Origin of the sequence: Pseudoalteromonas sp. NEC-BIFX-2020_015 (assembly GCF_012952265.1) — a bacterium.
Classification (GTDB): Bacteria; Pseudomonadota; Gammaproteobacteria; order Enterobacterales; family Alteromonadaceae; genus Pseudoalteromonas; species Pseudoalteromonas neustonica.
The window spans coordinates 44,457-58,423 of the sequence record NZ_JABCJL010000008.1 but is presented as its reverse complement, the minus strand read 5'-3'; the positions used below and the strand labels follow the sequence as shown (position 1 = coordinate 58,423).

Annotated in this window: 12 protein-coding genes; 8 read left to right on the top strand and 4 right to left on the bottom strand. The window is 36.7% G+C overall.

Annotated features, from left to right (window positions below):
• The first annotated feature begins 18 nt into the window (after positions 1-18).
• The 3 genes from pseB to HH219_RS07855 are packed head-to-tail and all read left to right on the top strand — an operon-like array spanning position 19 to position 3,365.
• Positions 19-1,020, top strand: a complete 1,002-nt coding sequence (pseB, locus tag HH219_RS07865) for a UDP-N-acetylglucosamine 4,6-dehydratase (inverting) (RefSeq protein ID WP_054203322.1) — start codon at positions 19-21, stop codon at positions 1,018-1,020.
• Positions 1,017-2,171: a UDP-4-amino-4,6-dideoxy-N-acetyl-beta-L-altrosamine transaminase gene (gene pseC, locus HH219_RS07860; protein ID WP_169327109.1), complete on the top strand. Its 1,155-nt coding sequence runs from the start codon at positions 1,017-1,019 to the stop codon at positions 2,169-2,171. Before pseB ends, pseC begins: the two co-directional genes overlap by 4 nt.
• A 39-nt stretch (positions 2,172-2,210) precedes the next feature.
• A complete protein-coding gene (locus HH219_RS07855) occupies positions 2,211-3,365 on the top strand; it encodes a Gfo/Idh/MocA family oxidoreductase (RefSeq protein WP_249118475.1) in 1,155 nt (384 codons plus the stop codon).
• A 5-nt stretch (positions 3,366-3,370) separates the two neighbouring features.
• Here the strand turns inward: HH219_RS07855 and HH219_RS07850 are convergent, their stop codons facing one another.
• From HH219_RS07850 to pseI, 4 genes are read right to left on the bottom strand one after another with little or no spacing between them, the layout of a single operon-like run.
• On the bottom strand, positions 3,371-4,894 hold the full coding sequence (locus HH219_RS07850) for a class I adenylate-forming enzyme family protein (protein WP_169327108.1): 1,524 nt from the start codon (positions 4,892-4,894) through the stop codon (positions 3,371-3,373).
• Positions 4,887-6,473: a hypothetical protein gene (locus HH219_RS07845; protein ID WP_169327107.1), complete on the bottom strand. Its 1,587-nt coding sequence runs from the start codon at positions 6,471-6,473 to the stop codon at positions 4,887-4,889. Before HH219_RS07845 ends, HH219_RS07850 begins: the two co-directional genes overlap by 8 nt.
• Entirely contained in the window at positions 6,470-6,718 is a 249-nt protein-coding gene (locus HH219_RS07840) for a hypothetical protein (RefSeq protein ID WP_169327106.1), read from the bottom strand. The genes HH219_RS07845 and HH219_RS07840 overlap by 4 nt, the downstream gene beginning before the upstream one ends.
• Before the next feature lie 5 nt (positions 6,719-6,723).
• Positions 6,724-7,764: a pseudaminic acid synthase gene (pseI, locus tag HH219_RS07835; RefSeq protein ID WP_169327105.1), complete on the bottom strand. Its 1,041-nt coding sequence runs from the start codon at positions 7,762-7,764 to the stop codon at positions 6,724-6,726.
• Between the two features lie 186 nt (positions 7,765-7,950).
• Between pseI and HH219_RS07830 the strand changes: the two genes are divergently transcribed.
• From HH219_RS07830 to HH219_RS07810, 5 genes are all read left to right on the top strand, one after another.
• Entirely contained in the window at positions 7,951-8,676 is a 726-nt protein-coding gene (locus HH219_RS07830; RefSeq protein WP_169327104.1) for a glycosyltransferase family protein, read from the top strand.
• A gap of 279 nt (positions 8,677-8,955) precedes the next feature.
• Positions 8,956-9,828: a glucose-1-phosphate thymidylyltransferase RfbA gene (gene rfbA, locus HH219_RS07825; protein WP_169327103.1), complete on the top strand. Its 873-nt coding sequence runs from the start codon at positions 8,956-8,958 to the stop codon at positions 9,826-9,828.
• A complete protein-coding gene (locus HH219_RS07820; RefSeq protein WP_169327102.1) occupies positions 9,825-10,910 on the top strand; it encodes a DegT/DnrJ/EryC1/StrS family aminotransferase in 1,086 nt (361 codons plus the stop codon). Before rfbA ends, HH219_RS07820 begins: the two co-directional genes overlap by 4 nt.
• Before the next feature lie 55 nt (positions 10,911-10,965).
• Positions 10,966-11,664 (top strand): acetyltransferase, encoded by a 699-nt coding sequence (locus HH219_RS07815; protein WP_169327101.1) that lies wholly within the window; start codon positions 10,966-10,968, stop codon positions 11,662-11,664.
• On the top strand, positions 11,654-13,960 hold the full coding sequence (locus HH219_RS07810; RefSeq protein ID WP_169327100.1) for a glycosyltransferase: 2,307 nt from the start codon (positions 11,654-11,656) through the stop codon (positions 13,958-13,960). The genes HH219_RS07815 and HH219_RS07810 overlap by 11 nt, the downstream gene beginning before the upstream one ends.
• Positions 13,961-13,967 lie beyond the last annotated feature (7 nt).

Below are 13,967 nucleotides of genomic sequence, written 5' to 3'. Positions count from 1 at the left end.
AATAACTTGGGTAACACTATGTTCGATAACAAAACAATTTTAATAACCGGTGGTACCGGATCATTCGGTAAGAAATACGTAAAAACCTTGCTCGAGCGATATAACCCTAAAAAGATTATAATTTTCTCTCGTGATGAGCTAAAACAATTTGAAATGCAACAAGAATTTAATCAACCATGTATGCGATATTTTATCGGCGATGTTCGCGATAAAGATCGCTTAAGAAGAGCCATGCGCGGTGTAAATTACGTTATTCATGCAGCAGCTCTTAAGCAAGTTCCCGCCGCTGAATACAACCCAATGGAATGCATAAAAACAAATATCAACGGCGCTGAGAATGTAATTGATGCAGCGCTGGACAACGATGTTGAAAAAGTTATTGCTCTATCTACCGATAAAGCAGCTAACCCAATTAACTTATACGGCGCCACTAAATTGGCGTCGGATAAGCTATTTGTTGCCGCCAATAATATTGCTGGCGGAAATCGCACCACATTTTCAGTTGTGCGTTACGGTAATGTTGTTTGTTCACGCGGCTCTGTTGTCCCAATTTTTCAAAAGTTTATTGAGCAAGGCCAAGATCACATCCCCATAACACATGAAGAAATGACGCGCTTTTGGATAAGCCTGCAACAAGGTGTAGATTTTGTTTTAACGAACTTTGAACGCATGTTAGGTGGAGAAATCTTCGTGCCTAAAATACCGTCAATTCGCATTACCGACTTAGCTAAAGCAATGGCACCTGACTTACCCGTTAAAATTATCGGTATTCGCCCCGGTGAAAAATTGCATGAAATTATGTGCCCATCTGATTTATGTTTTGATACCTATGAGTTTGATGATCATTTTGTGATTGCTCCTGGTATTAAATTTAGTAGCCGGTGCAATGATTTCGACACCAACGCATTAAATGAACAAGGTAAGAAAGTCGAGGTTGGGTTTGAATATAACTCTTTAAGTAACCCTCATTTCTTAACGATAGAAGAAATAGATGCTTTTAATATTCAGGCACTTATATGATCCCATACGGTAAACAATTTATCGACCAAACTGATATTGATGCGGTAGTCGATGTTTTAAAGTCAGATTGGCTCACTCAAGGCCCTAAAGTGCCAGCATTTGAAGATGCTGTTGCTAGTTATTGTAAGGCAGAGCATGGTGTAGCTGTTAATAGTGCAACATCAGCATTACACATAGCTTGTTTAGCGCTTGACGTTGGTAGTAACGATATAGTGTGGACATCCCCTATTTCATTTGTTGCTTCAGCAAACTGCGCTTTGTATTGCGGAGCTAAAATTGATTTTGTTGATATTGACTTAAACACTGGCAATATGTCAGTTTTTGAGCTTGAAAAAAAATTGCTTCTAGCAGAACAAAACAATTGCTTACCTAAGGTAGTGATCCCCGTTCATTTAGCGGGTCAATCATGCGATATGCAAGCTATTTATAAACTTGCTCTAAAATATGACTTTAAAATTGTTGAAGATGCCTCTCATGCTATAGGTGCTAAGTATTTAGATAAACCCGTAGGCTGTTGTGAGTTTTCAGATATTTGTGTATTTAGCTTTCACCCTGTAAAAATCATCACAAGTGCAGAAGGCGGCATGGCCGTCACCAATAATCAAGAGCTAGCAAAGCGCTTAAGAAAATTAAGAAGCCACGGTATCACATCTGATCCAACCGAAATGACCGAGCCAAGTCATGGCCCTTGGTACTACCAACAAGTAGAGCTTGGTTTTAATTACCGAATGACTGATTTGCATGCCGCATTAGGTATTAGCCAGCTAAGTAAAGTTGATGAGTTTGTTAACCAGCGCCACTTTTTAGCTCAAATATATGATACACACCTAGATCTTAATCTGATCCGCCCATTACATCAAAGTGATACCTGCTATTCCGCTTATCATTTATATATAGTTCAGCTTAAAGATAGCGATATAACTCGCCATAAAAACGTTATAACCCAACTTCGGGCTGCCGGGATTATTGGCCATCTGCATTATATCCCAATACATTTACAGCCTTATTATCAAGCTATGGGCTTTAGTGTTGGTGACTTCCCTAATGCTGAAAAGTATTATCAAGGTGCAATCACCCTTCCCTTGCATCCAACGTTGCAAGAGCAAGAAGTACATTTTGTACTTAACACCTTACAGCAAATCTTAAATTAAAGTTTTTAACTTTTTTGACGATATAAAACATATCATTTAATGAAACATGAGGCTGCTATGCTACACACTCACCCAACATTCAAACTCGCTTTTATCGGTGGGGGAAATACATCTGCAGTTGGCTATGTGCACTTTTGTGCAGCACACATGGACCATAAGTTTCAAATTGTTGCTGGTGCTTTTTGTCGTAACCAAGAAAACAACAAAGCGACAGGCATTCATTGGGGTATATCTTCAGATCGTGTCTACGATGATTGGAAACACATGGTCGAAGCTGAAAAAGATCACATTGATGCGTTTGTAGTGCTCACTCCAACACCTCATCATTTAGAAGTTCTACAATACCTATTTGAAAAAAAGCTTCCTGTGATCTGTGAAAAAGCCATGGTTTGCGGCCCGAAAGAAATTGCTGCACTAAGGCCATACTATGACTCTGAAAAGCAATTTTTAGCGGTAACCTTTAACTACAGTGGTTATGCTATGGTGCGGGAGTTAAAGCACCTAATTAATTCAGGAAAGTTAGGGGAAATTCAAAAAATTCATTTAGAAATGCCACAAGAAGGCTTTCGCCGACCTCCTGATATTGCCGGTAAAACGTCGCAACCGCAAGCCTGGCGCCTGCAAGACGCTGAAGTGCCTACAATATGTCTAGATTTAGGTGTACACCTTCACCACCTAAGTAGTTTTTTATTAAATGAAGAACCAAGTCACACACTCGCAGAGTTTAGTAACCACTCTCAATATGCTAATTTAGTCGATGACGTACACATGCTCGTAAAATACGCCAGTGGCATTAAAGGTAGCATGTGGATGTCAAAAACAGCTATTGGTCATCGTAATGGGTTACAAGTTAGAATTTATGGCGATATTGGCAGTGCCAAGTGGTTGCAACTAAACCCTGATGAATTAGAACTTAACTTTAACGATGGTAGACGAGAAATCCTCGACCGTGCAGGTCAATGTGATTATGCTCATCAATTTAGATATAACCGAATGAAACCAGGGCACCCAACTGGCTTTGTTGAAGCGTTTGCCAATTTATATAGCGATATAGCCCAAGATCTCGCGTCTTTTCAACAAGGTCAAACAAGTAGCAACTCATACGTGTTTGGTTTAGAGCATGCCGCTGATGGCTTAAAGCTATTTGCTGCCGCTAAACGCTCAACACAAACCTTGGGATGGGAGAGCGTGTAAGACGCCTAATGACCGCTCTCGAGATAAGCCTGCTTGATACTCGGTTTATGGATTTTACCCAATTCAGTTTTGGGTAAAGCAACCATCTCAAATAAAATGCGGGGTTGTTGGTAGTCAGTCAGTTCTTTGAGTAAATGCATTTGTAATTGGGCTTTTGCATTACTAGGCGCGTTTTTACTGCATACAAACGCTAATAAAATAACTTCACCAAATTTATCATCGTCCACCCCAAATGCGGCACACTCATCAACCCAAGGTAAGTAATTAGTCACTAACTCTATATCACTCGGGTAAACATTGATCCCACCTGATTTGATCACTTCTTTGGTGCGACCAACATAATAAAGGTACCCATCGTTATCTAAATAACCTAGATCGCCTGTGAAAAAATAACCCTCATCATCATAACTTTGGGCTGTTTGCTCTGGTAAATTATAGTAATTTGCAAATGCGGTAGGTGAGCAACAGGCTATTTCACCGATATTGCCATTAGACAAAGTATTTCGCTCTGCATCACAAATTTTTATTTTCAAGTTTGGTAAAGGTTTACCCACACTATTAATCGGCACTTTAGGTTGGGTGATATCAAAATCACTGATCACCCCCATTTCTGATGCCCCGTAGCATTCATGAAAACGGCAATTTAACTCAGCCAATAATAATTTTTTATCATCTGCTTCAAGCGTTGCTGATGAAGATACGACGCATTTCAAGCTAGTTAACTGGACTTTGCCAAATTCTGGAAGCAGCGCTTTTAATTGACTTGAAACGGCAAATAAAAAACTCACCTTGTGACTCGATATCGCCTCAAACCAGCCATTAACTGAAAATTTAGGAAGGATCACTACCCGCGCTCCCAACATTAAAGGCATTAATAATGAACGCTGCGCAAGCGAGTGATATAAAGGCGTGGAAACTAACACGACATCGCATTTATCTAATTGATAATAGAGGGCTGTTGCATCAAAGGCGCGCACAATCTTAGTTGCTTGAGTAAACACTATGGGCTTAGGTTTTCCCGTTGAACCAGACGTCATAGTAAGAATATAGGGGGCGGTAATATCCGCTTTAGGCGGTTCACAATGCTCACAAGAGGCAGACATTAAAGTCGCTAAGTCAGCCATTCCTTCAGCATGACCGCCTATCGAAATGATTTTTTCAGAAGGTAACACGGCATTTTTTACTAATTGATTAGCAACACTCAGCCAAGCAATCGCGTATGTACAATCTGCAACACGTAATGCTTTGGATAATGCATGCCCTTTAAGGGTCAAAGGCAATGGAGCCAATGCTACTCCCAGTTTAGCTGCCGCTAATAGGCAATAAGCAAACTCTAAATTGTTTGGGCAAAATAACGCCAACTTATCACCTGATTTTATGCCAAATTGTATTAAACCTGCCGCTAAATGATCTACCTTATCAATTAACTGCTGATAACATATGGATGTATTTTGGTATACGCAGGCTATTTTATCGGGTTGGCTCACTGCATGAGATTGGACTAACTGGTAAATATTCTTATTATGCATTTGGATCCCACATCACAAAATTAAATTGTTCATCGGCTAAAGGGAATAACTGTTGGGTTGTAGTATATTCAACAGAGTCGATAGGCGTTGACACAAACCCCATATATTTATTGAGCAAATTGACGAATTTATTATCTTTGTGGATCACTGCAAGCCAAATAGCGTTGGGGTGACTGGCTTTACAAAAATCAAGCTGCCATTGAAGAGTCAATATAGCCAAAGTAAAAGGCACATCATTGCGTGCTGTAAACCAACCACCATATAAATAATCATTCGAGTTTGCAGATACATACTGGTGCCATACATATACAGCAGGAATACCTACTTGTTCAACAACATACGATTTTCTTTCACTTCGAAACCACCATAGATAATGCTCAAGCCTTGGAATATCTGTGTTAACGGTCATCTTCTGCGAATTACTTGGTAAGTTCCTAGCAATTAAGTAATTATTTACATCGCTATCCTGAACCTCACATACTGTGTATTCAGTGGTAAGTTGGGCAATGTAGCTTGCCTCCCTTACTTGGCTACTTATGTCAGTTACGTCAAACTCCTGCGCTTGCAAAATTGCAGCAACTCTCTTTACACCTAAACCATCAACAGTAACAATTGCATTATGGCGTAGCTTTTTAATTCGAGGTAAACAACAAATAAAGTCACCCAGCTGAGTTCCTAATAAACATGCTTGGGAATCTGTGAATTCATCTAGATGTAAAAAGTGCCCTAATTGCTGTAAGTGAGTTATATCATTTTCTTGATTAGCTGCGATAGAAAATGTAATTGCAGGTACTTTTAATGCAGCCAGTTCGTATAATGATGTACCCAATGCTCCAATAAATAAATCAGTATTGCGATATTCGTTTGCTATAGATAAAGGAGAACATAAAATCGTTATGTTTTTAAATTTCTCCCCAAGGCGAGTAATAACCTGTTTATTTTCAGCTTTAGGACCAACTACAAACGTAAATTGGATCTGACTATGTAGCTCATTAGGTACTGAATTAACTAATGATGCAAAAATGCTAAGATCGCCACCACCACCTAAAGAACAAAGAATATTCGTTTTATTTTTACTTTGTGAAACGTGCGTATTCAAAGTTTGGCTAAATGGGGGGGCTAATAATGAAAAGTCAGGCCCTAAAAAGTGACGCGTTTTTGCTGATGATTTTTTATCATAGCGTTTGTGGGTTAGCTCTCCCACCCACTTAGCATCGAATAAAAAATCACAATCATGTTCTCTGCCAAGGTCATCAAAAACCGCTAATTTAGTTCCCGTGCTACAAATCTGTCTTTCATATTCAATATCTAAATCGTAATGATCGAGTATTACCAAATCAGCATTTGAGGTTTTTATTACACTTAGTAAAATGCCAATATCTTTTTTAGACGCCGTTTCAACAAAATGTATTTCATCACATACTAGCTCTTGTATAAAAGGCGCTAAATCAGCTTGTTGAATATCCAAAACCAAAGTTATAGTGGCCTGAGTATTTGACTGCAGCTCTAGCAATAGCCATTTTATACGCATTAAATGGCCAATACCTAAACACGTAGAAACTCGAGCCACAATATTCATTGTTTACTCAACAGCATTTCAATCAAACCACCTACAGTTGCATTGTTTTCATCCAAGAGTTCATCAGGGCTCAGATGAATATTAGTAAGCATCTCAAGCTCCATTATCATGCTAAGAATTTCAAATGAATCAATGCTACCTGAGCCAATAAAATTAAAATGATTCAAATTTTGCTTTGAAATATTAATACCACGTGCAATTAAAAAATCACAAAAAAAATCCTGCAATAGCTCTTCGTTTATCATGCTAATTATTCCATATCCTGCCAACATAGCTGTGTACCGCGAGGTAAAAAGAGGCGTGCTTTTCTACCAATAACATTAGGTAATTCTTTTGGGGCTAACTCACCACCACCCGGTCGAAGATTCGCAACATTATCAACGGTTATAACCTCTCCTGATTCAATATCTTTAGTTGTGTATAAGCAACGGCGATTAGGTGAAGGTTTAAGGGGATAATATACTGTTCCAATCGCTTTTTCGACTTGTCGAACACCATGTATTAATGCTTTAAGTTCATCTGGTGTCATTGAAAAAAAGCTATCAGCCGTTTCATCATCTTTGCTTAATACAAAATGTTTTTCGATAACATGAGCGCCAAAAGCGACTGATGCTATGGGTACATCATTACCTAAAGTATGATCTGAAAGCCCCACTGGGCACTTAAAACTATCCGCTAGATGAGGTATTGTGGCTAAATTTATTGACTCTGCAGGGGCTGGATAAGTACTAGTACATTTTAATACGCACAACTCTTTTACCCCCGCTTGCTCTGCAACTTGAACCGCATCAGTTATTTCAGCAAGGGTTGCACCACCGGTTGACATGATCATCGGTTTTCCAGTTGCTGCGACTTTTCGAATCAGCGCATGATCAATCAACTCAGGTGAAGCAATTTTATATGCCGGTGAATCTAACGATTCCAATAAATCCACAGCAGAGTCATCAAATGGAGAAGAGAAAATTGTTATACCTATTTCATTTGCCAATTGGACCAACGGAGCATGAAAATCCCATGGCATATATGCACCTTCGTAAAGATCATATAAGTATTGCCCTTTCCATGGCCCAGTTGCTTCAAAGTGCGGTAATTTACAATCCATCGTTAAAGTATCTGCACGGTACGTTTGCAACTTGATTGCATCCGCTCCAGCCTCTTTAGCCGCCCTTACCAACGCCTTTGCCCGCTCTAAATCTTGCCCGTGATTAGCTGACATTTCGGCAATAATATACACAGGGTAGCCTGACCCGATAGTTCTACCATTAATGGTAATTTCAGAATTAAACGCCATTTACGATCCCTAAATTGCACTGTCAAAAACCATTACATTTAAGCAAACTTTATACCTAAACCTATTCGACTAGCTTATAAATTAATAAATCACATTGATCCAAAAGAATTTTAACCTTTAAGTTATGTGCAAGAGTGTAATGATTTGCTATATTTATCTCAATAATAATTATGATTACCATTAAACATGTCTGATGTATTAGTAATAATTCAAGCACGTATGACATCAACTCGATTGCCTGCAAAAGTGATGTTACCACTGTGTGGCAAACCCGTGTTACAAGTTATGCTTGAACGCTTACCTAGTTGGCATAAACATATCATTATTGCAACGACGAATGATGGAACTGAACAACCCATTTTAGATTTGTGCGCGCAGTTAAATATAAAAACCTATCAAGGCGACACGCACGACGTGCTAAGTCGTTATTATTTAGCTGCAAAGCATTATGGCGCAAAACCATCAACAACCATAGTCAGGTTAACCAGTGATTGCCCCTTGATTGATGAAGCGCTTTGTACGCAAGTCATTAATGAAAGAACGAGTCAAAATTATGACATGGTTAATTTAGGCCCGCACAGTGGTTACCCTAGGGGACTAGATTGTTGTGCTTTTTCTTTCAAATTATTAGAAAATACTTATTTAAAAGCCACATCACCCGCCGATCGTGAACATGTGACGTTAGGCATGGCAAAATTTAATACCATAACGACCCACACATTCAGTGCGCATGAAGATTATAGCCACTTTCGCCTAACACTTGATGAACCAGACGATTACAAAGCAATTACCGCTGTTTATGATCATTTTTTGAATAAAGTTGATTTTTCTTATAATGATTTAATAAAAACATTAAAGGAAAACCCTTACCTCACCGATATAAATAAACACGTAGAGCAAAAATATTCTTAATTTAGGCATAATAATTGTATGTCATTGAAGATTATATTTATGTATGGCTACCAAAGAGGTAAGGAATACCCATAGGTTGGATCTTTAGAAAACTTTGGTTAATCTACATGTGAACTCTTTTAAATCATGTCTTTATTGGCGTAACTATTTGATCATTAACAAAGTTAAATTTAAATTTTTTTAAATCCAACCTATAAACCACACCTAAAGCGGCTGGCGGAAAGCTATTAATAGTGCTAATTTTAAAGGGAAAACCTTCAACATAGAAGAATATTTATTATGAAAGGCATAATTTTAGCTGGTGGCACAGGGTCAAGGATGTTTCCTGTAACACAATCAATTAACAAACATTTTTTGCCAGTATTTGATAAACCAATGATTTATTATCCACTATCAGTTCTCATGTTGGCCGAAATAAAAGAAATTGCCATTGTTTGTCGTGGTATAGATAAACCATTATTTGAAAAATTATTAGGTAATGGAGAAGCCCTTGGTATTAATATTGTTTTTGTAATTCAGAATAGTCCAGCGGGAATAGTTGACGGCCTTAAAAAGGCTAGGCACTTCATTGCAAACTCATCTTTCTGTCTTATCTTAGGTGATAATTTCTTCTTTGGACCAGGGCTTACACCTCGTCTTGTTAACGCAAAAAACAATATTAAAAATGCGAGTGCTTTTGCATATGAAGTTAAAAACCCTAAAAGTTTTGGTGTATTGTCGTATAACAGCGAAAATCAAGTTGAATCTATTGAAGAAAAACCCGAAAACCCTAAATCAAACACAATCGTAACTGGTTTGTATATGTTTGATAATAAAGCAATTAGCTATGCTGATAAATTAAGCATTTCACCCCGAGGAGAACTGGAGATAACGGAATTATTAAATATATACATCCAAGAAGCTAGTTTATGCGTTGAAGTATTAGGTAGAGGTTATGCTTGGTTAGATATGGGGACTAGTGAAAACCTAATGGAGGCTTCAATGTATATACAATCAATTGAGAAACGCCAAGGCTTTAAAATTGCTTGCCTAGAAGAAATTGCATACCGTAAAGGGTGGATATCAAAAGATACGCTAAGCCTAGCTTGCGAAAGGCATAAATGCACAACATATGGAGAGTACTTACATAAAGTCCTCACGGAGTTAAGATGATAAATGTAACAACCCCTTATTTACCGTCAATAGAAAAGTATATCAAATATGTTGAAGGTATTTACAATCGAAAATGGCTGACAAATAGTGGACCATTAACTCAAGAATTAACTGTTCGTATTGAAGAACGCTTAGGAGTAAAAAACCTCTTACTGACCTCAAGCGGTACAATGGCATTACAAATTGCATTTAGAATTAAAGAACTGAAAAACAAGTCAGTGATAACTACTCCATTTTCTTTTCATGCAACCTACTCTGCACTTGAATGGCAGGGAGCTAATATAGACTTTTGTGATATAGATAAGCAAACATGGAATCTAAGCACCCAAGAATTAGAAAAACTATTAAAATCAGGGAAAAAAGTGGACTGTATAGTTCCAGTTCATACATTTGGAAATCCATGTAACACCAAACAGATCGCTAAACTAAAAGAACAATTTAAATTTGACGTAATATACGATTCCGCACATGCCATTACGACAACAGACAAGAATAAAAAAAATATTTTAAACCAAGGCGATATTAGCTGTTTTAGTTTACATGCAACGAAACTTTTTCACACAGTTGAAGGTGGTGGGGCTGTTTTTGCTTCCTCCGAAGAACATGAAATTGCCAGCTCAATGATTAACTTTGGATTAACTGGCGATAAAGCTTTCCAACCAGGTATCAATGGAAAGTTAAGCGAATTTCATGCTGCAATGGGGCTTGCAATTCTTGATGACCTAGAAATGATCGAAGATGATAGAAATAGACAAAAAAGTTATTATTCAAAGCTGTTAAATTCAAAGGTGAACTTTCAGGAGATAGCCCAAAATACCAAAGCATCTCCTTCATACATGCCTATATTATTTGAGACTCAAGCTCAACTAAATATAGTCCAGAAGACTCTAAATGAAAACAGTGTTTTTCCTAGGAGATATTTTTATCCAGCACTTCATCAAATGCCAGTGGTAACTAAAAACAATAAAACATGGCAACTTCCAAAGGCCGAGTTCATTGCTCAACGAGTTTTATGCCTCCCTCTGTACTATGGGCAAACTAATTCTCAAATAGAATCAATATGTAACTCATTTCCACAATAAAATATTCTTTAAAATAGAATAAATAAAAATTTAATAAAACTCTACGGTGATTGATTTGAAAAAACTAGTTATTATTGGTTGTGGCAATATGGCTTTGACATACTATCCATATTTTAAAGAATATTTTAATATTGTAGGCTTTGCTATAGACTCTGAGTTTAAAACTACAAATGAATACATGGGCTTACCTGTTTATAATTTAGATAACATCAACGCAAATCTAAATCCTGAAACAGTAGAATTCGTAGTTGCAATTGGCTTTCTCGATATGAACCAAGTACGTGAAAAAATCTACAAAAGAATGAAAAAACTTGGTTACAGAGCCGCAAAATTACAATTAAATGCATATCCAAATAAGCATGGAGTTACTATTGAAGAAGGCTCCGTCATCTTAGAGAACACATCCATCCATATAAATTCAAAAATTGGAGAAAACACTTTTATTTCTACAGGCGTTAATATTGGGCATGGGTGTATTATTGGCAATAATGTATGGATAAACTCAGGTGTTACAATCGCCGGTGATGTGATAATAGGCGATAATACCATTATTGGAGTTGGTGCTACTATTGGTAATAATATAGAAATCGCGAGCCATAATTTTATTGGCGCAGCTTCTTTAATTGTCAAAAACACTAACAAGTTTGACACTTATGCTATAAAACAAACTGAACAACTGCCGATAAAAAGCTATGATTTTTTGAAAATTTCATCTCTTAATAGAAATACCCTAAGGGGAAAAAATGATAACTAAATACTCAATCATCACCCCAATATATAATGCCGAAAGCTATATAGAAACGTTTATTCAACATGTTAATAGCTTTACTAAAAAGTTTAAACATATTGAGTGGATAATTGTTGATGATGGCTCTAATGACGACACATTTCAAATTCTTAAACGTGCATTCTCATTACCTAAAAATAACGATGCCGTTTCATGCTATCAATTAGAAAAAAATAATGGCCCGGGTATAGCTAGAAATAAAGCTCTAGAAAACGTCAAAGGTGAATGGGTATTGTTTGTTGATGCTGATGATCAGTTAGATTCCATCGGGTTTGAAAAACTAAATGAATATATTACTGATAATACTGACTGTGATTTGATCTCCTTTTCTTGGGCCAATAGTAATAATAAGGAAGTGAAGATAAAGTCTGACAGTGCATCATTGCTAAAAAGTAAAAAAGAGATTCTCTGTGATTACTTATCATTGAAAATGGATGGCTCTGTTATTTTTTCAGCTATTAAAAGCTCATTAATAAAGGAACATAAGATAAAGTTCTTATCAAGCTTCCATGAAGATGTTGACTTTTTGTTTAAATGTTATTGGCACTGTCAACAGTTAACTCTCTTTGACGAAATAATTTATATCAAAAGCAACAGGGACGCTTCCATCATAAACTCAATTTCTTATAAACATATAATTGGTTTTATAAGGGCTTATGAAGAAATGATCCACTTTCTCGATTCCAAAGGAACACTCTCTACCTTCAAACCTGAGCTCATCCAAGGTGCCTTAGCAATAATTGCAACAAGAATAAGAAATATTGACCTTTTAAATAAGTGTTCGATTGAAGAAGTAAAAAAAATCATCTTTGAACTAAAAATGTTTGGTAAAAAATACATTCCCGTCAACTTCGATTATGATAGCACCCAATATCACCAGTTAGTCCATTATATAATTAACAAAGCACAGCCAAAAACCAAACTTCAACTACGAGAATATTTTGATAAAATTAGTGATATAGCAAACAGCCTTTGGAGCTGTAAAGACCTTGAAGATTCTCTTTTTCTGGCTCCAAATCAAGTTAGAGCTTGCTGTAAGCGATTCTTTATCGGTAATGAAATGAAAGGAGACGTGGTACTAATAGATAATATTTCGGATGATATTTCTATACAAGATATAAAACAAGCAAAACAACAATTAAAAAAATCACTAAATAATGGTTCAAAAACTGATTGTGATGGCTGCCCTTACTTAGAGTTTAAACCTTGGCGGAAAGAAAATTTAGACCGCGTTAAATACCTTTCATTAGAGCATCATTCTGTTTGCAACTTACGTTGTATTTATTGCGATGAAAAATATTATGGAGGTAAAAAAAGTAGTTACGACATCAAAAAGGCGCTGACATCTGAGCAAGGGCTCAACTACCTTAAAGGTTGTGAGACAATTGTATGGGGAGGCGGTGAGCCAAGTCTCGGTAGAGATTTCGATTCTTTGTTACCTGATTTAATGAATAACTCAGCTACAACAGTTCAACGTCTTTTATCTAACTCTGTAAAGTTCTCTAAAACTATTTCTAATGCATTAAAAAATGCTAATGTAAAATTAGTAACAAGTATAGATGCTGGGACTGCAAAGACTTTTTCAGCTGTTAGAGGAAAAAACAAGCTAAATGACGTTTTATTAAACTTAACTAAATACGCCGAAATAAATGCTGAAAATATAACTATTAAGTATATATTGAGAGAAGATAATTCGTCCGTACACGAAATAACATCATTTATAAACGAGCTTATATCTCATCCTATTTTGCAACGTTGTAATTATCAAATCAGTTGCGATTTTAAATATGACACTTTAAGCACAAAGGTCCTAAGTGCAGCCGTTTTACTTTATGGGTTGTTAATCAAAAATCACTACTCTACAGTATTCTACGATGACCTATTACGAGCTAGATTAGCAAAAATAACAAAGGATAACCTTACAGCAGTCGAGCAGCACTTAGTTCTTCATGGATTCTATGACTTTTTAGCAAGTCCATCGGTAAAACAAGATTTAATCGTTTGGGGAATAGGCTGGCAAACTAAGTATTTACTTGAAAATTCACTTTTTTTCAACGAAAACAAAGTCGCATTCTTTGTTGTAGATAAGGAATATTTAACTTGCGATAAATACAACGATACCCCTGTATACACACCAGAAAGTATACTTAAGTCAGATTTACCGGTTTTAATATCTGCTTCACAAGGTTATGAGAAAATACAAAAAAGGCTATCTATGTATAACATTCCAGAAGAAAGAATTTTTAAGAAAGCTATACTTTAGAAATATT